The sequence below is a fragment of the Neglectibacter sp. CSJ-5 genome (genome assembly GCF_032490475.1).
Lineage (GTDB): Bacteria > Bacillota > Clostridia > Oscillospirales > Acutalibacteraceae > Hominenteromicrobium > Hominenteromicrobium mulieris.
Window position 1 is genome coordinate 10,854 of record NZ_JAVYJC010000005.1, and the last position, 26,230, is coordinate 37,083.

The 26,230-nt window shown below is 48.6% G+C and carries 26 protein-coding genes; 1 reads left to right on the plus strand and 25 read right to left on the minus strand.

Annotation, left to right across the window (positions count from 1 at the left end; all coding sequences use genetic code 11):
* Positions 1–2 precede the first annotated feature (2 nt).
* The 25 genes from R2K26_RS10900 to R2K26_RS11020 all read right to left on the minus strand — a co-directional run bounded on the left by R2K26_RS10900 (position 3) and on the right by R2K26_RS11020 (position 25,689).
* On the minus strand, positions 3–1,751 hold the full coding sequence (locus tag R2K26_RS10900) for an ABC transporter ATP-binding protein (RefSeq protein WP_316521015.1): 1,749 nt from the start codon (positions 1,749–1,751) through the stop codon (positions 3–5).
* Complete coding sequence (locus R2K26_RS10905; RefSeq protein WP_316521017.1) at positions 1,752–3,536, minus strand: ABC transporter ATP-binding protein; 1,785 nt, start codon at positions 3,534–3,536, stop codon at positions 1,752–1,754.
* 15 nt (positions 3,537–3,551) lie between these two features.
* Positions 3,552–5,024 (minus strand): energy-coupling factor ABC transporter ATP-binding protein, encoded by a 1,473-nt coding sequence (locus R2K26_RS10910; RefSeq protein WP_316521020.1) that lies wholly within the window; start codon positions 5,022–5,024, stop codon positions 3,552–3,554.
* Positions 5,021–5,794, minus strand: coding sequence for an energy-coupling factor transporter transmembrane component T (locus tag R2K26_RS10915; protein WP_316521023.1), 774 nt, complete (start codon positions 5,792–5,794; stop codon positions 5,021–5,023). Before R2K26_RS10915 ends, R2K26_RS10910 begins: the two co-directional genes overlap by 4 nt.
* A 112-nt stretch (positions 5,795–5,906) precedes the next feature.
* Positions 5,907–6,509, minus strand: coding sequence for an MptD family putative ECF transporter S component (locus tag R2K26_RS10920; RefSeq protein ID WP_316521025.1), 603 nt, complete (start codon positions 6,507–6,509; stop codon positions 5,907–5,909).
* Between the two features lie 130 nt (positions 6,510–6,639).
* The gene (locus tag R2K26_RS10925; protein ID WP_316521531.1) at positions 6,640–7,626 is read right to left on the minus strand and encodes an AraC family transcriptional regulator; all 987 of its coding nucleotides are present in this window, start codon (positions 7,624–7,626) and stop codon (positions 6,640–6,642) included.
* Between the two features lie 281 nt (positions 7,627–7,907).
* Positions 7,908–8,237, minus strand: a complete 330-nt coding sequence (locus R2K26_RS10930) for a response regulator transcription factor (protein WP_316521533.1) — start codon at positions 8,235–8,237, stop codon at positions 7,908–7,910.
* A 211-nt stretch (positions 8,238–8,448) separates the two neighbouring features.
* Positions 8,449–10,953: an ABC transporter permease gene (locus R2K26_RS10935; protein WP_316521028.1), complete on the minus strand. Its 2,505-nt coding sequence runs from the start codon at positions 10,951–10,953 to the stop codon at positions 8,449–8,451.
* 14 nt (positions 10,954–10,967) lie between these two features.
* Complete coding sequence (locus tag R2K26_RS10940) at positions 10,968–11,633, minus strand: ABC transporter ATP-binding protein (protein WP_316521539.1); 666 nt, start codon at positions 11,631–11,633, stop codon at positions 10,968–10,970.
* 119 nt (positions 11,634–11,752) lie between these two features.
* The gene (locus tag R2K26_RS10945; RefSeq protein ID WP_316521032.1) at positions 11,753–12,784 is read right to left on the minus strand and encodes a HAMP domain-containing sensor histidine kinase; all 1,032 of its coding nucleotides are present in this window, start codon (positions 12,782–12,784) and stop codon (positions 11,753–11,755) included.
* Positions 12,781–13,464 (minus strand): response regulator transcription factor, encoded by a 684-nt coding sequence (locus R2K26_RS10950; protein ID WP_316521034.1) that lies wholly within the window; start codon positions 13,462–13,464, stop codon positions 12,781–12,783. Before R2K26_RS10950 ends, R2K26_RS10945 begins: the two co-directional genes overlap by 4 nt.
* A 208-nt stretch (positions 13,465–13,672) precedes the next feature.
* Positions 13,673–14,152: a response regulator transcription factor gene (locus tag R2K26_RS10955; protein ID WP_316521036.1), complete on the minus strand. Its 480-nt coding sequence runs from the start codon at positions 14,150–14,152 to the stop codon at positions 13,673–13,675.
* 65 nt (positions 14,153–14,217) lie between these two features.
* Positions 14,218–15,459, minus strand: a complete 1,242-nt coding sequence (locus tag R2K26_RS10960; RefSeq protein WP_316521040.1) for an MFS transporter — start codon at positions 15,457–15,459, stop codon at positions 14,218–14,220.
* A gap of 92 nt (positions 15,460–15,551) precedes the next feature.
* A complete protein-coding gene (locus R2K26_RS10965) occupies positions 15,552–16,202 on the minus strand; it encodes a TetR/AcrR family transcriptional regulator (protein ID WP_316521042.1) in 651 nt (216 codons plus the stop codon).
* A 114-nt stretch (positions 16,203–16,316) separates the two neighbouring features.
* The gene (locus R2K26_RS10970) at positions 16,317–17,708 is read right to left on the minus strand and encodes a relaxase/mobilization nuclease domain-containing protein (RefSeq protein WP_316521044.1); all 1,392 of its coding nucleotides are present in this window, start codon (positions 17,706–17,708) and stop codon (positions 16,317–16,319) included.
* 92 nt (positions 17,709–17,800) lie between these two features.
* Complete coding sequence (locus tag R2K26_RS10975; protein ID WP_316521047.1) at positions 17,801–18,202, minus strand: hypothetical protein; 402 nt, start codon at positions 18,200–18,202, stop codon at positions 17,801–17,803.
* Positions 18,203–18,293: 91 nt separating this feature from the next.
* Positions 18,294–18,638 (minus strand): plasmid mobilization protein, encoded by a 345-nt coding sequence (locus R2K26_RS10980; protein WP_087180083.1) that lies wholly within the window; start codon positions 18,636–18,638, stop codon positions 18,294–18,296.
* Positions 18,635–19,339 (minus strand): hypothetical protein, encoded by a 705-nt coding sequence (locus tag R2K26_RS10985; protein WP_316521051.1) that lies wholly within the window; start codon positions 19,337–19,339, stop codon positions 18,635–18,637. The genes R2K26_RS10980 and R2K26_RS10985 overlap by 4 nt, the downstream gene beginning before the upstream one ends.
* Positions 19,340–19,342: 3 nt before the next feature.
* Positions 19,343–20,269 (minus strand): DUF4316 domain-containing protein, encoded by a 927-nt coding sequence (locus R2K26_RS10990; protein WP_316521053.1) that lies wholly within the window; start codon positions 20,267–20,269, stop codon positions 19,343–19,345.
* Positions 20,270–20,281: 12 nt separating this feature from the next.
* Entirely contained in the window at positions 20,282–20,914 is a 633-nt protein-coding gene (locus R2K26_RS10995) for a hypothetical protein (RefSeq protein ID WP_316521541.1), read from the minus strand.
* 472 nt (positions 20,915–21,386) lie between these two features.
* Positions 21,387–22,226, minus strand: coding sequence for a hypothetical protein (locus R2K26_RS11000; RefSeq protein WP_316521056.1), 840 nt, complete (start codon positions 22,224–22,226; stop codon positions 21,387–21,389).
* Positions 22,227–22,386: 160 nt separating this feature from the next.
* Entirely contained in the window at positions 22,387–22,761 is a 375-nt protein-coding gene (locus R2K26_RS11005; protein ID WP_117493295.1) for a cysteine-rich VLP protein, read from the minus strand.
* A complete protein-coding gene (locus tag R2K26_RS11010; protein ID WP_316521064.1) occupies positions 22,758–24,866 on the minus strand; it encodes a DNA topoisomerase 3 in 2,109 nt (702 codons plus the stop codon). The genes R2K26_RS11005 and R2K26_RS11010 overlap by 4 nt, the downstream gene beginning before the upstream one ends.
* Entirely contained in the window at positions 24,863–25,006 is a 144-nt protein-coding gene (locus R2K26_RS11015; protein ID WP_087180090.1) for a DUF3789 domain-containing protein, read from the minus strand. The genes R2K26_RS11010 and R2K26_RS11015 overlap by 4 nt, the downstream gene beginning before the upstream one ends.
* A gap of 155 nt (positions 25,007–25,161) precedes the next feature.
* Positions 25,162–25,689 (minus strand): SLOG family protein, encoded by a 528-nt coding sequence (locus R2K26_RS11020; RefSeq protein ID WP_316521068.1) that lies wholly within the window; start codon positions 25,687–25,689, stop codon positions 25,162–25,164.
* Positions 25,690–25,843: 154 nt separating this feature from the next.
* On the opposite strand from R2K26_RS11020, the gene R2K26_RS11025 reads away from it, so the two are divergent.
* Complete coding sequence (locus R2K26_RS11025) at positions 25,844–26,158, plus strand: helix-turn-helix transcriptional regulator (protein ID WP_316521544.1); 315 nt, start codon at positions 25,844–25,846, stop codon at positions 26,156–26,158.
* Positions 26,159–26,230 lie beyond the last annotated feature (72 nt).

Sequence of the window (26,230 nt, forward strand, 5' to 3'; positions counted from 1 at the left end):
TATTAGGCCAAGCTCCATCCAGCAGCACTCTTTCGGATATTGACGAAATCCTGATAGATACCCGGCTGCTCCAGAAGTTCCTCGTGAGTGCCATGCTGTGCGATCTGGCCGTTGTCGATTACCAGGATTTGATCGGCATTCTGGATGGTATTCAAACGGTGTGCAATCACAAGCAAGGTCTTACCCTTTACCAGTTCAGAGATGGCCTCCTGAATATAGCTTTCATTGTCGGTATCAACACTTGCGGTAGCTTCGTCCAAAATAACGATAGGCGCATCCTTCAGAATACAGCGCGCAATCGAAATACGCTGTTTCTCACCGCCGGAAAGCGTAGCGCCGCCTTCTCCAACTACGGTCTGGAACCCATCAGGCAAAGCCATGATGAAATCATAGCAACGGGCCTTTTTTGCCGCTTCATAGACTTCTTCCTCCGTGGCATCCGGTTTTCCCATGCTGATGTTGTTATAGATAGTATCCTGGAACAAGTACACCCGTTGGAACACCATACTGATCTGATCCATCAGCTCCGACAGGGGTACATTCCGAATATCCACACCTCTGATTGTCACACTGCCGGATTTTATATCCCACAACCGAGCCAGCAGATTTGCGATAGTGGATTTACCGCCACCGGAAGGGCCGACCAGGGCTGTCATAGAGTTTTTCCTCATAGAGAAATTGATATGGTGCAGCACTTCTTTGTCCTGATAGGCAAAAGCAACATCGCTAAACTGTACTTCCGGCTGCCCCGGCTGTGCCTGGGAAGGCAAGTGCTGCTTACCAGTATCGGGGAGTTCTGGCTCGTCCAATACCGCTTCAATACGATCCAATGCCGCGTTCATTACAGTCAGACGAGATGCCTCGCCATAGAGTGCTTTCAGCGGTCCGAACAAATCAAATACGAACAACAGAACGCCAAGGACATAAGCCAGGGAAAGGCCGCCATTCTGTTCCAGAAAGATTGCCAGCCCGAAGATTGCCGCAATACCAATGCCATAAAGGATATTCAGCCCCATGGTCCAGGGGGTCATTTTTCTCTCAAAGGCAAGGGATGTATTTCTGGATCGCTTGAAATTCCCAGTTAATTCTTCCGACTTCTCACCCAGCAGGTTATAGCTCTTAATAACGCCAATACCTTCCACAAAGGACAACACGGCATCCGTCAGCCGTTCACTCTGTTCCTGACGGCCCGCCGCCTCCCGAAAAGATACTTTGTTCATCCCCTTGGATACCAGCCATGCCAGAATTGTCACGATGGCGGCAATCAAGCCAAGCTGCCAGTTCAGATAAAACATGAAAGCCAGCAGAACCAGGGAGGAGAGCAGATAGCTCATCATATTGCCCAGGGTACTCATGGCAACTTCCTCGATAAACACCATATCGGTGCTAAGAACCGAGCTGATCTTTCCGATGTTGCCAGAAGTGAAGTATCCCATTGGAAGTTTCCGCAGATGGCCGCCCAGCTCCATACGCTTATCAGCGAACATCAAATATCCCGCCGCACTTTGCAAGCTGTCGCTAAGATAGTGTACGAGCATCTGTACAAGCACAGCCGCAGCAAGACCAAGGCCCACATAGAGGCAAGTCTGGCCGGTCAGCGTTCCGGCTGCAAAGCCGCTCAAAATTACAAAGGCCAGGAAAATTGGCATTTTGGAGAGGATGGACTCTAAAAATGCGCAGACAAATGCTCCCTGGATACGGCTTTTATATCGGCCAGAGAGTTTCAAAATTCTTGAAAATAAAGCAAACATTTATTTTCCCTCCTTTGCAGTGTGTACTCTCCACTCGGCGCTGTCCTGCGCCGCTTTCCACAACTTTTGATATTCAGGGCAGGACTGGATCAGCTCCTGATGCTTGCCTGTTGCCACCAGTTTTCCGCGATCCATAACGCAAATTTGATCGGCGTTCATAATCGCAGGCAGCTTGTGAGCAATGACAACCAGGGTTTTCCCCTTCACAAGCTCTGCAATGGCGGCCTCCATCTTTTCTTCGTTCTCTGGATCGGCGTAAGCAGTTGCCTCATCAAGCACTACAATGGGAGCATCCTTTAAGATCGCCCGCGCCAAGGAGATACGCTGGCGCTGACCGCCAGAGAGCATCTTTCCTGCGTCACCGGCCATAGAATGAATACCCTGGGGCAGTTTTTCAAGGAACTCCATACATTGGGCTTTCTTCGCTGCTTCCATTACTTCTTCGTCCGTTGCGTTCAGCCGGCCAAGCCGGATATTTTCCAGAAGCGAGGTGTTGAACAGATATTGGTCCTGCGCCACATAGGAGATGTGGCTGTTCAGCGCCTCCAGGCTCATATCACAAAGTTTCTGTCCGCCAATAGAGATACTGCCTTTTTGCGGGTCATAATAATGGATCAGCAATTTGGCTAAGGTACTCTTGCCGGAACCGGACTCGCCTACAAGTGCGGTTTTCTGCCCTGCCTTTGCGATAAAAGAAATATCATGGAGGACTTCATCCTCCACAACCGTAGGTTTCCCGTCTGGGCCTGGCTGCATGGTCTGATACGCAAACGAAACATGGTCATAAGTAATGGTGTCATCTTTTCCGTGGAACCCATCACCTGTCTGCTGAAGCTCCGGCGCATCCAAAACCTGCTCCAGCGCAGAAATCTTATAGTTAAGCTGCGGCATCGTAGGCAGGAACCCAAGAGATTTTAGCAGCGGCATACCGATGCTCAAGGAAAGGCATAGTACCAAAATCAGATCCGGCAGAGCTGACCAGCCAGAAAGAACAAACCATGCGCCCAAGGGCAGGGTGAGGATGATGGTGCAGGGTAATAAACTACTATAAATCGCCATCCAGGGCCATGCTGCCTTATACCATTCCAAGGTATAGTCCCGATAGTCAGAAACATCTTTGCGGAACTGTTCATAGGAGTCCGCGTCCTTATTGAATACCTTGACAACCTCCATGCCGTTGATGTACTCAATAATGGTATTGTTCATCTTCTGCCCGGCCATATAATAGGGACCCATTTTCTTCATACCAACGGAGTACATTGTTCTCATGGCAATCAAGCTGATGGGGATAGAAGCCAGCGACAAAAGCGCCAGTTTCCAGTCCACGAAAAACATCGCCACATAAACCGCAATCGGGATCATTAGATTTGCGATGCCCTCCGGCATAGAGTGAGCCAACAGAACTTCCAGGCTGTCCACATCATCGACGAACAGCTTTTTAACTGTTCCCGTACCTTTATCCTGGATCACTCCAAGAGGCAGCTTCTCAAATCGTTTTTGCAAAGCAGTCCGCAGACGCAGCAACGTGTCATAGGCAGCCTTGTGTGAGATGTTCAATCCCCAGCCGTAGAAAATTGCCTGCAAAACCAGGCATACCAATACTAAAACCACTCGTAGAATGACGAAGGAGGCGTCTATCGCTTCCCCCATAACCAACGGCGCGATCACCTGGTAGGCCAGTACGAAGGGAAGCACCCCCATAAGGACGCTGACCAGCACAACCGCCGTTGCCGCATAAAGCCCCTTTTTATGAGGCCCTGCGTATTCAAATACTTTTTGGAACATAAGTCTAACCTCCCATCAGGTAAAATACTTTTCGGAAAGAGTTTTCAAGATTTCCGGCGAAAGCCTGTGATTTTGAATGGCTCCGTGATCGTCTAACTGAACCACTTCCGTACAAGTGCGGACGATAAATTCAAAATCGTGGGATACCACAAAAACAATCACCCCGGAATTAGAAAGCTGTTCTATCAAATTGCTGACACGCACCATCGAGTCATAATCCAAGCCGCTGGTGGGCTCGTCAAAGTAGATCACCGGGCTATCCTTTACGATGGCTGCGCCGATGGTGACGCGCTGTTTTTGACCGCCTGATAGGGAGGCTGGGTGACGCTCCCGATATTCTGAAAGCTCCAGTGCCTCCAAAGTGGCATCTACTTTTTCTTTGCAATCCTCTTTTATTCCCAAGGACAGTTCTTCTTCCACACTGCTGGCAAAGAGCTGATAATCCGTATCCTGCATCACCAGATAAGACAGGGCGCGCCGCTGACGGGGTGTGAGTTTCTTCCATTCAAAGTTGATTTCCCCATGCCGCTGTTTTAAGAGGCCGGTCAAAATCGACAAAAGAGTTGTCTTGCCCGCTCCATTGTGGCCGAGAATCCCAATGACATCTCCCGCATGAGCTTCAAAACTGACATTCTGAAATACATCAGGACCTTTCTCATAAGAGAATGCGAGGTCTTTCACCGCCAACAGGCGCGTTCCATCGGCAGTGCGTTTCTTTTCGTGATAGTTTTCCGCATCTCGTTCCGGGTACACTGTCCGCAGACCGTAGGAGATCCGTGTTTTCTCAGGCAACGTACAAAACTGCTCTCTGGTAAATTCCCGTTCGACCTTTCCATCCTGAATGAGAAATGCCCGGTCAATCAGATCGCGCAGGTAATAAAAGCGATGTTCTACCACAAAAATGGTATAACCGTCTTGCTTTAATTTTCCCATGATTTCAGCCAACCGCTTGGTTGCCGCATAATCCAAATTCGCGGATGGCTCATCGAATATATAGACCTTGGGTGATAGAGCATAAACTGAGCCAACGGCAATCTGCTGTTTTTCTCCACTGGACAGGGCAAAGATGCTCCTGTTCAGATAGTCCGCCAGTTCCAGATCTTTAGCCGCCTTTGTGATTCGCTCAACCGTTTCTTCACGGGAAAGCCCCATGTTTTCGCATCCAAAGGCGAGTTCCCGCGTAGTGTCTGTCATAAAAAACTGAGAGCGCGGGTCTTGGAATACGGTCCCTACCTGTCCGGCCAGTTGTGAAGGTTTCATTTCCAGGAGTGAACACCCGTCCATCACAAGGTCGCCCTGGATTTCTCCAGGATAAAAGTGTGGAATTAAACCATTGAGGGAACGGATCAGTGTTGTTTTGCCGCAGCCGCTTCTTCCAGTCAAGAGGATAAATTCTCCGGTCTGTACGGTCATATCAATACCACGGAGAGTAAAATCCTGACTTTCTTCATATCGAAAACTAAAATTCTGAAATGAGATCATCGTCATACCCTCCACAAAATGATTTCCCCGATTTTGGTCCGGTCAATAAGGAGAAGGCCAGCCAAAAAGAGAATACCCAGCAGAGATACTATGATTTCCGGCCACGCAAATCGGATCGGCCTCAGTGCATATCGTTTGCATTCCAGTTCTAACCCCCGCGTTGTGCCAGATGCCGCAAGTTCATCTGTGACCTTCAGGCATCGCATCAGCAGCGGTATCAAAATATACTCTATCGTCGCCAGTGGATGAGATACCCGTTTCCAGAGGGTATCGCTGATACCTCGAATATCCATCGTGCTGCGGATTTGCCGGTATTCAATCCGTAAAGTAGGGATATAGCGGAACATAACCACAAGAGGGATCGTGACTGCCTGCGGCAGCCGCATCCTCTGGAGAGCCACCATCAGGTCATCCATGTAGGTGGTCCGCAATATCCAGAGTCCCATCATTACAATGGGGATCAGTTTCAGAACCGTCACGCCGAACACACTCATAATCACACTCAAAACCGGCACCTGCACATAACGGAGCAGAGCATTGAGATAAGCGACAATGATATAGGTCACTATCATTTTTACAGCCCATTTTCCGCCATTACCCAAGGCGATGAACAATCCGTAAACCAGCATGAGTACAAGACTGACAACTTCTCCGGCCAGAAAATAACTGACAAAGCCGATGCAAACCAGGAGAAGGATCTTGCAGCGCGGATCCAGGAGCGCAGACCCATGGAGGGGCTGCCGCTCAATAATCTGTTTGATTTGTGCTTCTTCCATTCCAATGCCTCCCTATAAAATCAAAGTGCGGGACCACATTCAGCCCCGCACTCTAAATCAGGCAGCCCGCTTGCCCGCGTTTGTCTGATGAATTTTCAGGGGGCTGATCCTGTTATTTTACTGAAACGAGTCCAGCCTTGATAAAGTGTTTCTTCAACGCTTTCTGGCCGATAAAACCGCCAATCAGACCACCTACCAGCCCAACAGCGACAATGACTACCAGCATTGGAACAGAAGTAATATTCAGCATCCCTTCGATGTACTCCGGGGCAATATTGTTCTTCTCCATCGCGCCTACAAAGGCACTTTGAAGGAACTTGATGGGGCAGATGGCGCTGAAAGCAAAAATAGCACTGAACAGCGCATACGCTGCCATCATAGATTTCATCGTGATTTCTTTGCGTCCCATAACCAAGAAGTCGCAGATGACACCGCCAATGACCAGACCGATGGGAATGAACCAGAAAGCGCCCACCAGCAGGAACAGAATGGCTTGAATGGCGGCGCAGATGGTGAATACACCCTTCTTTGGCACTTTGGCCAGCAGGAGCATCATCACGATACCATTAGGGATAGCAACAACGGACGGGTAAAACACATTTGTCACCGGGCCAGCCACACTCATAATGGTGCTGATAATCATGCAGATGATCCACATGAGGGCAGTCAGGACACCGATGAGAATAAAGTCTTTCGCATTCAACTTTTGTTTCATGCTCATGCCTCCTCACTTTGTTGGAAAATTAAAATGTGGTGTAGTTAGCAGAACCTAACCACACCACATAGAATATCAGTTATCGCAGACTAATCCAACCCAAAACCTGCCTATTTTGACCCAAAAACGGTCAGACTTTATTTTTTGCGCTATCGAACCGGCTTTCCCGATAATTTTTGGGTGCTACACCATACCGCTTTTTGAAAGCAGCCGCAAAATTGCTGGCCTTCCCATAACCAACTATTGCGGCAACTTCGCTTACATTCCAGTCTCCTTCTAAAAGTAACTGTGCGGCCTGTGCTAAACGCTGTTCAATAACATATTGATGGATCGGCATACCATAGAATGATGAGAACCCACGTGTCAGTTTTGTCATGCTTAAGTGTACCATACGAGATAGTTCTTCGCATGAAGGGGCGAATGCAAGCTGACTGTCTATAATTCGCTTGGCTTCCATAATGGCGGTCCTTTCCGTCCGGGACATAGAGGTGCTTTTTCCCATCAGGATGTCCAATTCAAGGACCTCACCCAAATAGATGGACAGTAGTTCCAATAGCTTGCCATCCAAATACAAATATCCTAAACCACCGCGATATTGAGTAAAACGGCTCGTCTCCGATAAAATCTGGTCCATGATGGGCGTTACGGGAACTTTTGAAATTCCATTAAGAAGTTTCTTCTCATAGGCGGTTACTTCCTGTCCATCAAAATAATCAGAGAGAAGTTGAGAGAAATATGAAATCGGAATTTTGATGCTTTTGAATGAGAAATTACTGTCCTTTTTGTAGCAAATATATTCCGTTCCTCCATGCCCGGCATAGATACAGGACTCATTTTTCTGAATAGTAACAGAACGCCGCTCATCCATGATCCCCCAGGAAATACCGTCATTCAGGCAGAAAATAATTTGCATATACTCCTTACTGACGGGTCCCTGCACATTCATATCAGACTGATAACACATTTGCCAGTCAGAAAGAATAACTCCATGTTTAATTTTCGTTTGAGCAATTCTTCCTTGCCCCATATCAGACGGAATTTCCATCGAAATTGTCTGGGGAGAATTGATTATAAGATCATTGTATAATTTGCCAAGATAATGGCTCCCATGCGTCATGATATGAGCTTCACCTCTTTTCAAGTTAGTTACCGCTAATCATGATATAACTTTTTTGCTTTTCAGTCAAGATATAGCCCAAATACAGTCTGGCAAGCAATGCAAACATATACATGTTTTGCGATTTTGGCCGGATTGCACCGGCCAAAATGCTTGTTGAGGGATAACCCCCAAGCCCCCAAGATCGCCACCTTCGGTGACGGCCACGCGTCCTGTGGACGCTAAAAAAATCTTCAAAATGAAAGCCGCAGAGTTGGTAATTGCTCTGCAGCTTTTATTTTTCATATATCGAATTTATAGCCTACACCGTACACGCTTTTTACATAGTCCGGCAGATCCGGGGCAATCTTGATTTTCTTTCGCAGGTTGCTTACATGGTTGTTGATCGCCTTTCGAGAATAGTAGGTGTAGTCCTCATGCCATACCAAATCCAGAAGCATTTCATAAGTGAACACCCGTTTTGGATTCAGTATAAGCAAAGCAAAAATTTCAAATTCCTTAACTGTTAGCGGGATCACCTGACCTCGGACAGTAACAAGGCGCTGCTCCAAGCAAAAATACAAATCGCCCTTCTGGATCTCCGTCAATGGCTGATCTTCCTGCGGTGGAATAAAATATTGTCCTCGAAAGAGTGTTGTGTATGGGACATCAGCCGGAATATTGCCAGCCTCATAGTCACGAACAAACTGAGCCAGTTCCTTCTTTTGGCTGGGAGAAAGAAGGGCAAATAGCTTTTCACCTATCTGCCTGCCGGAATCGCCTAAATCCAGTACGGCTAATTTCCCATATTATTGTCACCTCGATTCAAAAACATGCTTAACATTACTCTGTCTCCCTTAATCGCTCCGTTATTGTTTCTCTGCTAAGAGAGCGATACATCCTCTCCGGCGTTATAAAGCAGATTATCATTATCACCAGAATAATGCTGGTCGCCGGAATAAACGGATAGGTAAATACCGCAAAGCTCACTTGCTGCTGAAATAGTTTGAAGATACCGTATGCAATCAGATTGCCAGCAGACAAGACAAGAACCAGAGTGATTATTGCATAGTAAAGTCCCTCACTTATCAGCATTTTCCGAACCTGCTTACGGCTCATTCCAATAGATTCAAGCGTTGCCAATTCGCGCTTGCGGGCAACAACACTAACCGACATGACATTAACAAAATTGAGTATTCCAATAAGAGCGATGACAAACGAAATGCTTCCACCAAGAATCAGCACGGCCATTTTTGCACGATCCAGTTCTTCCATAGACTCAATTCTTGATGTCAAAGAAATTCCAGAATCGTTTCCTATAATCTGCTTCAATGCAATTAAAGCATTTTGCTCATAACTGCTGGAAACATTCATGTCAAGCTGTTTCACGGCTGGCTCTTCGAACCATTCCTGCATGATAGTGTTTGACACGATCACAGTTGGTGCAAGGCTGGTGCCAACGCCCTTATAGCTGAACGGAACAAATCCACCAAGAGTAAACTTATATTTTTGCTGGTCGGAAACGCTGTTTTCTTCTCGATAAGAAGGCGTGATATTCAGCTCTTGAACATTGGAAAATAATTCGGGGTAATCGGTGGCAATCAACGCAATTTCTCCACGCTCAAATGCCTCAATGTCAATGGGATTGCCGAGCCTGTCGTGATAGTTTCTTAAAGTTTCCCCATCGACGCCAAGAAGAAAACCATTGAAATTGTCTGCAATATCCTGTTCTGACAAAGCGGAAATCTGCTCTTGCATGGGATGGTTAGCAATATATTCTCTGAAAGCATCCGAGTAATCCAACCGCATTTCTTCCCATGTTGTAGAGTGTATATTTTCAGCTCCGGGAATTAGCATTAGTTGTTCCACTAACGAAGCATCCAGCTTCTGCGTAGGCCAAGCCTCATTGTCCAACACAAAATCACTTTCAAAAGTAGCATCAATATACTTTGAAATATCCGTACTAAAAACCAATGTTGTCACTGATAGAAAGGTCGTCACTCCTAAAAACAAACTGAACAATACCACTCCTGCACGTTTTTTATCCCGGAAAATATTCCGCCAAGCCATGCGATATGGTTTGCCGTGTGCCAGTGATCGGATGTGTTTCACATTGCCTATAACTCCCGTATATTTTTGCGCTTCTATGGGAGAAATACTCGCGGCTTTTCTTGCGGGTTTTGAAGCAGCTAATATGGCAGTAAGCAAAGGAAAGAACACTGCTCCCACATAGATAATCGGTGAGAATGATACAACGGCTTCATCTGCGGAAATGGCTCCAAGTTCTGAAATCAAGAATGGAACCACCCCTAAAGAAAGCAGCAACGACAGGATAATGCCAATAGGTATTCCAATAAGACAGAGGCGCATAACCTGCCGAATAACAATACGCTTGATCTGTTTTGGCGTCGTCCCAATCGTTTTGAGAAGCCCATAAAACTGCACATCATGGGAGATGGAAATGTATAGGATATTATAAATCAGCAGATAGCCTGTAAAAATGAGGAAAAACACAATAGCACATAAGGAAAGCAAAGTAGCGGTTCCCTGACCGGCATCTGTTTCATAAAGCTGTACCATCGCAACAGGTTGATTTTCTGCTAACCCTAAATCGGCCACTAATGCGTTACAATATTCTGAAACTCTGGACTCATCCACAAACAGGATCGACGCAGAGCCGTCATTTTCCACAGTCTTTCCATATCTTTGTGATAGCGCATGAGAAACGAAAATCACATCGGCAGTCTCCGTTGATTGGACAAACGCATAGCTTGTGAACCACCCCGACAAGGTAAAAGTTTCCTGAATTATGGAATCTCTGCTTTCGCTATCTGTGTAATAGGTGAGGGGTATCTCCATGCCAATAGACGGGGTATCAATTCCCATCCGTTCCAGCACTCCACGAGAAACCATGATTTCATTTTCTTTTTCGGGATAGTTCCCTACTATATCAACATAGGCGGGGGCGCGCAGTTCTTCCCATTCGGTTTTATCGAAATAATGAAGGGTCAAACTGATATTTCCCACATCTGCTGTATTTTGAACAACGCCAACGCTGTTACCAGTACCAACTTCTTTTACATAGTCTAATGCGTGAAGCTGCTGGATCTGCTCCGCCGTCGGATGTCCTACGGCAGCGTGCGCCGATGTTCCTGCAAATCTTATCTGCTCCATTTTTACGGACTCAACAAGGCTCATGCCAACACTGAAAACAGAGCCAATCAGTAAGGTGGTAAGCATGATTGCCATAACAAGAAAGAAGTTTCGCCGTTTATTGGCTTTCAAACTTCTTTTTGTCAATTTTTTTATAATCGGGCCATTATTGTTGCCAAATAAAATGTCGTTCATTCTTTTTCACCACCTTACTCTGAAATTTTGCCGTCCTCAATACGGATAATGCGATCTGCAAGCTGGGCAATCTCGTTGTTATGAGTAATCATGATAAGCGTTTGATGAAATCTGTGGCTGGTAGCTTTCAGCAGGCCAAGAACATCATTACTCGTCCGGCTGTCAAGGTTGCCCGTCGGCTCGTCCGCCAAAACAATAGCTGGTTTTGAAATCAGGGCGCGGGCAATAGCGACGCGCTGCTGCTGGCCGCCGGAAAGATTGTTCGGCATATTGCTTAGTTTATCGTCCAAAGCCAGCATACGAACTACATCGTCCATAAACGCTTTATCCACGGTATCTCCGTCCAGTTCAACCGGGAGAGTGATATTTTCATACACATTCAGAACGGGAACAAGGTTGTAGTTTTGAAACACAAATCCGATTTTTCGCCTGCGGAAAATCGCAAGGTGTTCCTCATTCAATGTAGATAAATCTTTACCATCCACAATAACCTTGCCGGAAGTAGGAACATCCAGACCACCCATCATATTCAGCAATGTGGATTTTCCGCTGCCGGATGTGCCAATAATGGCAACAAATTCCCCCGGCTCAATCGAAAGAGAAACGCCGTCCAGAGCCTTTGTAATATTCGGCTCATCTCCATAGTATTTTTTCAAATCTGTTGTCTGTAAAATAGGCATAAGTTCTACCACCTTTCTTTTTGATGGTTCCATTGTAAAAGGAAATCCTCGCAGAAATGTCACGGCGGTTCTTGAATTTCCCCTTAAAATGCCTTGAAATGTCGCAATCCTGTGACATTTCAAGAACGAGGCAGGAACACCGAAAAGGTAGAGCCGGAGCCGACTTCCGAGGCAACACGGATAAAGCCCCCCTGCCGGGTGATAATTTCACGGGTAAGATATAGGCCGATCCCGATGCCGGGGGCGTCATGCACACTGTCCTCACGGTAGAATCGTTTGAAAATCGTCCCTTGATGTTGTTCTGGAATACCAATGCCCGTATCGGAAATATCAATCTTCACATACATTTCCCAGCACACCACAGCCACATGGATTTTCCCGCCCTCTGGCGTGTACTTCACCGCATTATCCAGAATGTTGAACAGGGCTTCGGTTGTCCATTTCCGATCATGGGTTGCCGTTACCGTTTCCGGGCACTCCACGGTGACCGCGATCTTTTTCTGTTCTGCGTTCAGCAGAATACCGCCCAGCGCCGCAGCGAGAGTATCATAGATGGCCTGCGGCTTCGGTTCCAAAGCAATTACCCCGGATTCCAGCCGCGACGTTTTAATCATTGCCTGCATGAGAAAATCCAGCTTGTCTAACTGGCTGTCCATCGCCAAAAGAAATTCTCTCTGCTTTTCCGGTGATACATTTTGTTCCAACAAAGTGGCATCCAGCATTTTCAGGTTTGCAATCGGTGTTTTGACCTGATGGGAGATGTCCGAAATCAATTCCTGCAAGTCAGCCCGTTCCTTTGCAATACTGCTCTTACTTTCCCGCAGCACATCATAGAGCCGGGAAAGCCGGTGCTGGATTTTATAGAACAGGTTTTCTTCCTCTGTGTACTGCGGCGGGGTCTGATCTGCTGACATCATATCGTCCAACAGCTTGCACAGAGCGTCCGAAAACAGCGTTAATTTCCGGCGTACAAAGGCCAGAAAAGCAGCCATGCACCCGGCGACGAAAACCGCATAGAGCAATCCGCAGCATAGCGCCAATATGTTCCGTGTCAAAAAGTAAATGGTACATGACATGGCGACCGAAAGCAGAAAAAGGGCTACACACACAACCATGCACACTTTATTGACAGAGAGTTTTTCTGTCCTCATTTGTTACCGCCCCCAATCCACATATAGCCCATGCCATAGACGGTTTTAATATAGGAATGATCTGGATTTTCAATTTTGTTTCGTACCCGGCTGATTGTGGAAGTCAGCGCGTGTTCATCCACAAAATTCCCGTCAATATCCCATAGCTTTTCCAATAGCACCTGCCGGGTCAAAACGATCTGCGGATTTTTCGTCAGCACTTTCAAAAGCCGGTATTCCATCGGAGTAAAAGAAATGCTTTCCCCGCCCCGCGTTGCGGTCATTTCCGTAAAGTTGATAAACAGGTTGCCGTCGTTGTAGAAGTCACCGCCAGATTGCTTTCTGATCCGGGCCAGCAATGCAGACACTTTTTTCTGAAATACGCTCATGGGGAAAGGCTTTGTCACATAATCATCTGCCCCCAGCTCGTAGCCTTTGAGCATATCGCTTTCCATATCGTTTGCCGTCAGGAAGATTACAGCAGTGTCCAGGTGGCTGTCCTTAATATCCCGGCAAAAATCAAATCCGTTGCCGTCCGGCAGATTGATGTCAAGGACAATCAAATCATATTCCTGCTTTCTGCAAAACAGTTCGGCAACGCTTTTCGTTAAGGCTGCATCTACTTCATAGCCTGCGGCAGACAGGTTATAGCAAAGGGTATTATTCAAAAGGCGGTCATCCTCAACCACTAAAATTTTCATTTGCTCACATCCTTTTCTTTATAGAGTATCAACCAAATGTCACAGAAACCTCACAAGAAAATCTTTTTTTATTTTACGGTACACATTGGATAACTGCAATATCGAGCTATTCGCTCGTTCCGTTAACCTTCATACACCGTGTAGATGTAAAACAGGATTTTTATAAAAGAAGCTGCAGAGTTGGTAATTGCTCTGCAGCTTTCCCTTTTCATGTATCGAATTTATATCCTACACCGTACACGCTTTTTACATAGTCCGGCAGATCCGGGGCAATTCTGATTTTCTTTCGCAAGTTGCTTACATGGTTGTTGATTGCCTTTCGGGAATAGTATGTGTAGTCCTCATGCCATACCAAATCCAGAAGCATTTCGTAAGTGAACACCCGTTTTGGATTCAGTATAAGCAAAGCAAAAATTTCAAATTCCTTAACTGTTAGCGGGATCACCTGACCTCGGACAGTAACAAGGCGCTGCTCCAAGCAAAAATACAAATCGCCCTTCTGGATCTCCGTCAATGGCTGATCTTCCTGTGGTGGAATAAAATATTGTCCTCGAAAGAGTGTTGTGTATGGGACATCAGCCGGAATATTGCCAGCCTCATAGTCACGAACAAACTGAGCCAACTCTTTCTTTTGTTGAGTAGAGAGTAAAGCAAATAGTTTTTCACCAATTTGCCTGCCGGATTCCAATATATCTAATACAGCTAATTTCCCATTTTATCACCTTCTGTCTTTGAAATAATCTTTAATGTTAGTTAATTTGAATTTACACCCAACCGATTAAAAACTTTCTTAGAATAGATAGAAATTAGCAAAGCTGCAAAAGCGGCCCCAATTAAAACCACCCATGTATGCGCTGCAAAAATGTCAAACAGAACACCGTAAATCGCCTGTCCAATCGGTTGTCCGCACATCGCAATAGAAATCAGTGCCGCCATGATCTTACCGACTAATTGAGGTGGGGTCTGCGTCTGTACCAGTGTGTAAACCTGAACCATAAAGAGCGTAGAGGCACCCATAGCGGTGAAGCTCATTAAAGTGATTGCCCAATACGATACGATGGCAGGCATATTCAGAAAAAGGGAAATCCCCATAACCGCCACAGCAATGGAGCAAACCAAAAGCAGCACATAGGAATTTTGGATTTTCAGCTTTTCCGATACGATTGCAGTTAAAATTCCGCCGCACAGACCGCCCAACGCCAGCGCCCCCTGTGTGAAGCCGTACATGGTATCAGACATCCCTAACACCTGTGTAATGAGAATGGGGGTTCCTACAATCATCACCGCGCTTAAAACCAAATTAAAGATGGACACCAGAAAGACCACCGAAAAGAAAATGGGTTTTTCTGTCTTTACAAACTGATAGCTTTCTTTCAAGTCCATTCCGACGACCCGAAGCACACCGACTTCACGCGGGCGTTTTTCATGCGGGATGTGGATAAAGATTTCCATGATGGCTGAGAAAGTAAAACACGCCGCACTCAAAAGCAAAATCGGATAAATGCCCCAAAGGGTGAACATCACGCCACCGATTACCGGCCCCAACAGACCAGAAAGGGTATTGACTTGATTGATTACCGCATTTCCGGCCATCAGTTTCTCTTTCACCACCAGAAGCGGAACGCTTGCCTGTACTGCTGGCTGGTATGTGCCGGAAATACCATAGAGTAACATCAAGGCAACGATAAAAAGCGGAACCGTTGGGATCTTCCCCAACGAAAAGTAAAACAGCATAATAATGGCTGCCGTAGAGAAGTCCAACCCTACCATAATGTCGCGCTTGTTCACACGGTCAGCCAATACGCCGCCGACCATCGAAAGAATGACCATCGGAGCAAAGGAACAGGCGGTCACAACACCAAATAGCGTTGACGAACCTGTTTCTCTCAACAGATACAGCGGCAAGGCAAATCGCAAGATGGCATTGCCGAAAAGGGAAATGATCTGGCCGATCACGACGAGAGTAAAATCACGCCTGAAAAGTTTTGTCTGCATAAAATACCTCCATTATCTCGATATTAAACCGACCGTCGGTTTGGTGTATGTCTAAAATAAACTGCTCATTGAGAGCAGCTCATTTTAGGGAGTTAGGCCGTGTGCTGGGACTTGCAGTAGCTAATATAGCCCTTTATCATTTCATCGTCCAAAAACTGGTTGATACCAACGCCTTGTAACAGGTCATTGAATGTTTCGCAACGATTACGCATTCCCGCTTCATCCGTCATACTAACCAGCGGATTGAGCCATACATTTGACAAGACCATGATGGCCTCTGCCAGTTCATGGGGATTTGTCGCCTGAATGGAACCGTCGTCAATCCCTTGCTGTAAGATCGGCTGGATGAACTTAGGAGCAACAATCTGATAGAGCTGGGCAATTTGCATCGCCAAAAAGCGCGGGTTATCCAGTAAGCAGGGCGTAACGGTCAGCATTAGACTTTGGTTAGAGTTAAACAAAGCAGCCTTAAAGATTGCCCGCAACTTTTCCAGCCCGTTCAAGGATTTATCATCCCGTACTTTTGCCAAAGCACTTGTGTTTTCTTCCCCTATACGGTGAAAGATCGCTTCAAAAATTTCTTCTTTGGACGAAAAGTGATGGTAGATTGCGCCTTTTGAAAGATTTGTTTCGTTGATGATGTCCTGCAAAGATGTTGCGTCATATCCTTTTTCAACAAACAGATGGGTGGCAACATCCAAAATCAGCTTCACGGTTTCCTCCGGGTATTTGTTTCTTGCCATCCCGCACCTCCATACAAACCAACGGTCTGTATAAATAGTAGCATATTCTTTTGGCTGTGTCAACAGATAAGCTGGCTAATACTCAAATGATAAGGTTGGTAATTTGGTGATTTTTTAAGAGTGTTCTATAATTTGCTTTTTCTCCACGGACGGCCCCAGCAGATAGTCAATATTGGCTTTCACATTTTGCAGCTCCCGCATTTCTTCCCGCACCTGCTTATATTCCGCATAGGCTTTCCGCTTGGCTTCCAACACTTGGGCATATTCTTCCCGCAGAGCTTTTATGGTAGGCAGCTTCTCCACACCCAGGCTGTCAAAGTATTTCTTTGCCGCCTGGTGGATCAGGATGTCAGCCTCATGCTCGGCCCGGAACTTTTTGCTGTAACCGGCTTTTCGATACTCAATGTAGACAGCTCTCGTTTTTGAGTAGTTGACGATTTGTTTCTGCAATTCTCCATTTTGAGATAGACGGCTTTCCATATCCTTGATCTGCGTGGAAAGTTCATTAAACCGGGAAGTCATGGCCTGGGCCTTTGCTTGAAGGTCCTCATAGCTCATATCCCCGTGCTCTTTCAGGTAAGCCACAGCTTTCGCAAGCTGCTTCACATTGAACACTTTGGCCCAACGCTCATAACCGGCGCCTTTACCGGCCCGCATTGCGGCGTCAATATCAATCAGCATCCTCACAGAAGAACTGGACCGTTTGGGCTGAACAGAGGAAATATAGGTTCCGGCAATCCTTTCCCGTATTGCCTGTTCAGTATAATCGCCTTTCAGCGTATTGCAACGAGTTCGGCTCTTTTGCCCTGGGACACGGAAATTGATAGATTTTCCGCGCCGGGTGACTTCCACACCGGACGCTTCCAGAATTTTCAGGAAATCCTCAAAGGTAGAGGGGTGCTGCTCCAGGGCGGCGTCAATGGCCTGTCGGATTTGATTCTGAAAGGATAGCGGTTTGTTTCCATCACCCAGCCATTTCCCATAATGGCCGCGGCTGGGCTTAGGATCTTCGACAATAGAAAGACCATGCTCCAGACACAACTTGTCGCTGATCCGGCGCAAAGCCCAGGAGGAACCCCAGAAGTTACGAAATTTCCGGGTACATTCCAAATTTACCGCACTCACGATGATGTGATTATGGACATGGTGCTTATCTATGTGCGTGCAGACGATAAAAGCGTTGTTTCCCTTCGTCAGTCTCATAGCAAGCTCCTGGCCGATCTGATTGGCTTCCTCCGGCGTCACTTCACCCGGCTTAAACGCCTGCCGAAAATGGTAGGCAATCACGTCATCCGCACCCCGGACTCTGCCGGTCTTGTGGATATACTGCCGCTTGGCTAAGGTAAATTCTGCATCCGCTGTGCGGGTATCACACTCAAAACCATAAATCAGTTTCCCATAGTCGGTTTTCTCTGGATTTTCTACATAATCAATGATGTCCTCGATTGCGGTGGAGAAGGAGCGGCCCTCTCCGATATGCAAAGGCATCAGCCTTGTGGTCGCCATTGTCCACCTCCTTTGATAAATGTGCGTTGCCAAAACATTTGGAATAAATAAAAAAACGGCCCGCCGGTTGATCGGCGGGCCAAATCCTTACCTTATGCAATTTTGTACCGTGCCCGCAGGTGAAGGGCAAAGACCAGTATAGCCCCCAGCGCCCACACCACATAGGTCCACACCATATCCTTACCGGAAAATTCATAGGCCATGGTAGCAAAAATAAATCCCCACACAATGGACAGACCGCCGCCGATCAGCCAGAAGCCGGGACGGGTGCGGTGAAGCAGGAGAAGCCCCAGCAGGACAGCAATACCGATCACAATCGCCAGGGCGGGATGGACGCCTAAAAGTCCATGGGAAAGAAAGCCCGCCAGAATTGCCAGCGCAATGCTGTCAAAAACAATGATGTTTCCAAAGAACAGCCCGATCACCGTCACAATCAGTCCAATTCCAATGCCGATCAACAATTCTATGCCAACGGCCAGTAAAGCAGCGCCCATACGATGGCCTCCCTTCTCAAAAACAGATTTTCTCTTTCTATAAAAATTCTACCGCTCCCGGCCACAGGAAAGCAACCGTTTTTTTGAATGTTCATGGAATGTTTGTAAATTCCGTCAGCAGCTTTTTTGCAATTTCCCAAAGCCCATCCATGCGGGATTGCAGATCTGCAATATCCACCGCATAGATACTGCCGGTCTCATGGGCTTTCCGAGCATACTGGTTCAGATTGTTGGAGCAGATACGCAGCAGCCGGGTCAGCTCCCGGACTTCGGACAGATCCAGGTTAATCACATATCCGTCAATCGCCATTTTACGGATAAAGGCAGAAGTATTTGTGATACCGGTCTGCGCCATGCGTTCCCTGATCTTATCCATTTCCTGTTCTGAAATCAAAATATGAATCTGGGCGCTGCGTTTTTCTTTCGGGGCCTTCATCGCTGGGGCTGTTCCTTTGTCTTTTTATTAGGAGCCGGGCGCGGAGTATTTGCGGCGGCCTCTTTCAGAAAGTGGGTAACAGAACGCTTTTCCGCCGCGATCATTTTATCCAGATGATTTTCAAACACGCCGGGTATAAAGTTATACCGGTATTTCTGTTCGCTTGCCAGAATCCCGCGCAGCAGGCCCGGAACAGCCGGTTCCATCCGGAATTTTTCTGCCTTGCCAAATTGGGCGTGAAGGGACAGCCTATGCTCATGGTAATACGCATAACTAAATTCCATTGGATCGCTCTGGCCTTCAAATTGGACGATCACAGTCGCAGCGGGGAGAGCGGTCCGTTCAATATGCTCCGCCATAGCCCTGTAATCCTGCGTATAGAGATTTCCCTTGATTGAATCACCTTCCATGCCAGTGATCTCCACCGTATACGCAAGGATCGTATCACGGGTATCTTTGTAAAACTGCCAGGTGTGAAACGCATCGGAATCCCGGATAAAAATATCCCGCTCCCGAAAGCACCATGTACCGGAAGGGCGAGACATCCAGTACAGAGGGGTGCGCTCCGGGTGCTTTGTTTGAGCGATACGCTCCATGCTGCCCACATCAAATTCAAAATCAGATTGATAATGCTTTGTGTTTCGCTCCATCACAGAGCGCAGGCATTGTTCCACATCCACATTTTCAAATTTCAGCTTCAAGCATTAAAGCCCCCTTTCCGGCGGGGAAGGATGAAAACCACGGGCCTCATGCTCCATGCGGTCTGTCCGCAGCTTTTCCATGATCGAAGGCTTTTCATTCGGCAGCGTTTCCGGGGCCGGCTCCTTGACTTCCTCATGGGTCTGTCCATCGGTAAGGTCGGCCCGGATCGGCGGGTCATTATTCACAATGCCGTCAATCATGTTATAGTTGCCCTTTTCACCCTCCAGGTCCAGCTCCGCGTTGCGAAGATAGTTTTCCGGCGCCTGGAAGGGCTGGCCCGCAAACAGGATTTCCCGGCGCGGGGTGAATTGCCGCAGAACACCTTCCTGCAGGCGGGCAAATTCCATATACTGATCCATCGTCAGCCCCCGGTCCAGCATTTCCTCCTGTGAGTGCGACCAGCCTTCCCCATAGAGGAAATAATACATTTCCGGCATATCGCTCACAAAACATAAAGAGCCGTCCCGGTTGTCATAGCTTCCCGACTGGCCTGGGGTAAAGGAATAGCGTTCCTCCCGGCCAAGATATACCTTATTGTCAGCGGCAAGCATGGCGACCATATTGGCATAGTTGCTGTGTACCGCAGAGCGGATCTCCACAACCGGGTCCGCCTCCGGCGCCATCTGCCGGCCGGGGATCTCATTATGCTTTTCTGCAACCTCATTTCTCGGCGCACGGTCCACCGGGCCGACAGCTTCTATATCCGGCTGTGAGGCGGGGACTCTTACAGCGTTTGGCTCCGGCTCCTTCTCTTTGACAAAGTAACGGACATTGGCCGTTGCCTTACGGTTCAATTCCAGGGCATAAGCCTGGGCCGCCTCCAGGGATTCAAATTCCAAGGGGCGGCCATCTTCTTTGCACCATGCTTCCGCATGTCCGAACATGGAAGCGGCACTTCTTACCGCCCAAACTCCATATACCTGTTCCATTTCACATCCTCCTTATCGTTCCGGCTCCTTTGCCGCCTTTTTAGGGGCAGCCGTTTCCGGGGCTTTATTATTTTTTAGCTGCTGCCGGATAGAGTGAGGCCGCCCGGCCTCCCGGTCAGCCGAAGTGATATTGACATATTCCCCTATAATACAAAGCGCCTTATGATAGCTGTCACAGAAAAATACCCGGTCCGCCATTTCTTTCGCCTGTTCTGGCATCCCATGGGCTTTGAGAGTGCGGGAAGCAATGCCTACCAGGTTGAAAATGTTCCCGTCCTGGCCGATCAGCGGGCAATCCGGTTTCCCTGGCGCTTCCTGCGCCGGTTCATGGCCCAGGCGGTTGTCGATATAATCGGATAACCAGGTGCCGCCAAAAGTATCATGGGTTTGCAGACGCCACATGGCAAGTTTCCCTATATCCAGCTTGACATCCTCAAAAGGGAACAGCAGGCAGGTAAGCCCCTCATTTTGGAATACGCTCACATGGGTAAAAGTGGTTCCTTCCAAAAGAATCCCTTTCTGCGCCAACAGGTCATTGATCCCCTGGACCCATTCGCCAGGATCACCGCCGCAGCCCTGCAAAACAAGCCCTTCTTTATCCTCCATACGGCGAAGGTCCTCCACCGTGATATTCTGAATTTCCATAGATTCCTCCTGGTTTGAGATCCTCTCGTTATGAGCCGGGGAAAGGACTTCGGAAAGCGCCTGTTCCCACTGCCTGCCAAATCCCCGGACTACAGTATCGGGAAGCGCGCCGTTGCGCTGAAACATTTCTAAAGTGTCAAACGCCCGGTTGAACAGGGAAATGTTTTGGGTGTCCACATTGGGGGCAAAATGAATGATCCCTGCGGGATAGTTTTTTCCAGTGCCCACCCAGCCGCGCACAAAATCATCAAAGCCGTTTTTGATTCCGGCCTGAGTCAGATCATCGGCATGGCTGCCGGGCAACCCTCTTGCTTTCCCGTACTGCTGGCCCAAAACCAGAATACCGGTCTTGGGATTATACATAAAGCGCCGGTTTGAAATATCCTGCATATCAAAAGCCTGGACCGCCACATCCAGCTTCATCATTGCGGGGACTACCGGCACGACTTCAAGTTTTTCCTTCTCCGTATCATCACCTCCCGTCAGATTCTTTCAGTTGGCTCATTACAATCGCCGGACGGACCCAAAGCCGCTGAAATTTTCTCCACTCGCTGTCTACAATGCCTTTTTCATCCCGGTAGAGCATGGCATAAGGGATAAATCCGGCTTTCCAGGCGTCCCGCAGACGTTTTTCCGCTGCCTCCATGGTATCGCCCCGGTAGCCGATCAGGACATAACAGCAGGCTTTATGTGATTTTCTCTCGAATCCTCCGGCCTGCAAAAGCCGCCCGGCCTCCACAAGCGGCTCATAATCATCCGGGGTGTCATAGGCAAAATACATGCGCTGCGTCCTGGATTCCCGCAGAAGGTCCACATGCCAGGGCCGAAGAAGGCGGGCCTCCAGCCCGCCCGTAAAGGCCGGACGCTCTTTCTGCCTGCCCAGCATTTCAAATACCGCTTCAATATGCTGCCGGGAACAGGCAAGCAGGTTATCGTCCAGCACTATATTCCCTTCGGTGATCGGCAGTTCCCTAAGCCTTCCGCCTTCCCGCCTGGGGACGGAACAGAACCAGCAGCGGTTGGGGCAGCCCCTTGAAGTGATAACATAACCTTTTTTCAGATACATCCCCGGCACGAAATCACCGCCAGGCATATTGAAGGCAGGACCGCCCATGTGGACGGGGACGCCCAGCTTCATCCACTGTTCGGCAAGCTGGCACGCTTTCTCCATGTCATAGGTAAAGGCCACAGAAACATGCACTTCTTCTATATCCGGCAGGCCGTCCCTTGGCGGCGGGCCGGTAAATGCCAGAGGATCATCCGGCGTTGCTTTGGTACGGCGTGGAAATACACGCGCAATCTTCAAATACACATCCCTCCTAAAAGTTGATTATCCGGTTGGTTACATTTACCTTTTTGTCCGCAACTTAACCTTCCTATGGAGGGGCAGAGTATAAATCTCTTGCCGCCTGTAAAAGTGAGGCCGGAAAGCCTTATAAATCAAGGCATAAATAGGCTAAGTTGCAGACATATCATCCCTTGTGCTGGCGAATCCGGCGCTTGCGTTTTTTATCCGCGTCCCGTCTGGCCCAGGTCCGGCAGGCGTCAGAACAATACGCTTGGCTGGTCGTGGGAAGATACAGCTTCCCGCATACCGGGCATTTTTTCTGGCGCTGGGAAGTATCATTTCCCGTCAGAGCTGCTTCCAGAGCCGGTTCAACCGGCAGCACCGACAGCTCAAAATACCGGCAAAGGCCGCCGGTCCACCATTTATGAAGCATATAGCAGGGACAGTCCAGAGGAAGGCAGAGCTTTTCCCGCTCGTCATAGTTGGCGCATAAGCCTGTTACCAGCCTTCGGATCGCTGCGCGCTCGGAGCGGGTCAGCTCCCGCGGCGGGCCGGTCATTTCTTCCGTCCCCGCTGCTGCGAAAATTCCAGCTTGAAATTCACATACTTTTCGCCGGTATCGTCCAGCACCACCACGGCGTCATAGGTTTTGCCGGTTTTCTCGCTGAAAAGCCCGGACATGGAAACGCGGCCCTCTTTTAAGAGCGCCGCGGCAACAGTTTTTGTGATGGTTTTCTTTTTACTGGAAAAGAACCGGTTTTCTTTCCAGAGCGCAAAGGCACAGGCTTCATTTTCACAGAAGAAGCCTTTCTTCCCTTCATAGACAGTGCCGCCGCACCGGGGACAGGTCCCGACAGCTTCCCGGCTGGCCGCGCTCTTGTTCCCGAACAAGACGGAATAGGCAGGATCGGGGGCGGTGTTCTGCCGGATCAGGTCACGGATTAAACCGGCAATCCCTTCCATAAAAGCGTCCGCCGTCATTTCTCCGCGTTCCACCTGTTTCAGCATAGACTCCCATTCCGCTGTAAGCGCCGGGGATTTTATCACATCGGGCAGGACGGCAATCAGGTTGACGCCCTTATCCGTAGGTAAAAGCTGTTTCTTTTTCCGTTGGACAAATCCCGTGGACACCAGCTTTTCCAGTGTGGCGGCACGGGTGGCCGAAGTACCCAGCCCTTTCCGTTCGGCGTCCTCCGGCATATCCTCCGCACCGGCTGTCTCCATAGCCGCAAGCAGAGAATCCTCAGTATAATGCTTGGGCGGGCTGGTTTTGCCTTCCCGGATCGTGGCGGCAGCCTTTTCAAATCGCTGTCCTTCTTTCAGCTCTGGCAGGCGGGACGTATTTTCGTCGCCGTCCTCCGGCTGTTTTTGTTTCAGGCTGGCACGGAAAGCCTGTTCAATGCCTTTCCATCCCTCATGCAGAATCGTTTTCCCTTTTGCGGTAAATGTGTGGCCCTCGGACTCTAAAACTGCCAGCACCGCCTCAAAGCGGTGGGGCTGGGCGGTAGCGCAGAGGAGGCGGCAGGCAAGGAGCATCAGGACATCCCGCTCACCGGCAGGCAAAGCAGACAGATCGGTGCGGGCTATCTCCACCGTGGGGAGAATGGCATGGTGGTCCGTTACCTTGCTGTCATCAATGATCCCTTCCAGCTCCGGCGCCGTGGTGCTGTCCTTGCCAAAAGGCATATTCTGCCACAGCCAAAGGGCCAGAGAGCCAACCGTGGCCTGCATATCCGCTGTGATATACTGGCTGTCTGTTCGCGGATAGGTCGCCAGCTTTTTCTCATACAGGCTTTGCAGATAATCAAGGGTCTGTTGGGCAGTAAAGCCATACAAGCGGTTGCACTCCCGCTGCAAGGTAGTCAAATCGTAAAGGCGGGGCGGCTGGACAGTCTTTTTCTGTCGCTCTACTTTGCGGACAACGGCAGGCTTTCCGTCACAAGTTGCCCGTATCGCTTCCGCAGCCGCCTTGTCCTCCAGCTTTTCCCCGGCAGCGGTAACCCCTCCGCAGGCGAGTTCCGGCACATAGAAGGGCTTGCTCTTAAAAGAACGGATCGCATCTTCCCGCTGGACGATCAGCGCCAGTGTCGGCGTCATTACCCGGCCCACATTCAGGGTGTCGCCATACAGGACAGAGAAAAGCCGGGTGGCGTTGATCCCCACGATCCAGTCCGCACCAGCCCGGCAGAGCGCCGCCTGGTAAAGCAGGTCATAATCGGCGCCGGGCCGCAGGTGTTCAAATCCATCACAGATAGCGGCGTCCTCCATAGAGCTGATCCAAAGCCGGAGAATGGGCTTGCTGCACCCGGCCTGCTGATAGACCAGCCGGAAGATCAGTTCTCCTTCCCGGCCGGCATCAGTAGCACACACCACAGCGTCCACACGTTTATCCTCCATCAAACGGCGCAGGACGCCAAGCTGCTTTTTCTTATCCTTTGCCACATCATATTTCCAATGGGCGGGAAGGATGGGCAGATCCGTATACCGCCATTTGGCGTACTGCTCCCCATAGGCTTCCGGCTGGGCCAGCTCCACCAGATGGCCCACACACCAGGACACCAGCCAGCCGCCGCCTTCCAGATACCCGTCCTTTTTCTCTTTTGCCCCCAGCACCGCGGCCAAAGATTGGGCCACGCTGGGCTTTTCGGCTACTACAAGTTTCATTCGTCTGAACCTCCTTCTTTATCAAAGAATTTTGTAAACTGCTCATCTGCCTGCCTTCCGGCCTGCAGCAGACACATCAAAGTTACGCCTGCGATTGTGCCAAGCGTGAAAGACAGAAAATGTGATACTGCGCTCCACATGTGCCGCACCTCCTTTGAATTTTGAATATGAAAAAAGCGCAAAGGGATAAGAGCACCTTTGCGCCAGGATTATATAGCAAAACGCCGCAGAAAGGATCTGCGGCGTAAATTCATGGTATTCAGTTTTAATTTTGGAATTTGAGATTTGAGTGCTTTTATCTACCCGAAGCGTTCCTGAAATATCCAAGATTTATCATGTTTTCAGGAAGATAAGGCCCCACAGGGACCTCCCGCATTTCTTTTCTCTGGGCGTGGACCATGCGGATCGTGGACACCGTGCCGCCTTTTTCCCGTCCATCATAGACAGCGATCACCCGGTCTGCCTGGCTTACCATATAACGGTTGCGCTTCATATAGACATTGGAAGCCCATTCCTCGCTGATAACTGCAACCTTCGCACATGCCTCCAGCATGGCTTTGGTCTGCCCATCCTCCATCAGCCGCTTATAGCGGTTGCGGTAAGGAATTGCTGCCTCCAGGCGCAGCGCCGGATTTTCTTTTGCCTTTTCCAGAACAATCCGGGCAAATAGCTGATCGGCGCCGTCAGCAAAGCCGGAAATAAAATAGGTATAACCGTCTGCGATGGCTTTTTCAATTTCCCGGCGAAGGTCCTGCTCTGCCTGCTCCATATATTCAGCGGGGATCTCCCGGTGTCCGGTTACTCCGCATATTTTTTGTTCCATGATACCTGCCTCCCTTATGGCTGATAGTTGAAAACTACTGCATTTCTTATTTTAGTAGGTTACATTTAGCGTGTCAACAGAAATACCCCTTTTCATTTAGCGAATAGAGCCAGCCTGTAAGGTACAATCTATTACAGAATAGGAGGTGACTATGGTGTACGAAGATTTTGTCCCGGAAAGGCTGGCAAAACTGAGGATGCAGAAGGGTGTTTCCGCGCGGGATATGTCGCTGTCGCTTGGACAGGCCAACAACTATATCAACAACGTGGAGAACAAGAAAACGCTTCCTTCTATGCAGTCCTTCTTTTATATCTGTGAATACCTGGGCGTAACACCACAGGAATTTTTCGATGAAGGCAATCCGAATCCCGCCGCTTTAAAGGAATTTATCACAGAGGCAAAGAAGCTGGATTCCAAAACAATGTCTTACATCCTCGGCATTATGAAAGAACTGAATAACAAAAAGTAGAAGTGGTCAGTCACATATAAGGGAGGCTGGCCACTTTCTATTCTTTGTAAGGAATAAAACAGTTTAAAATCG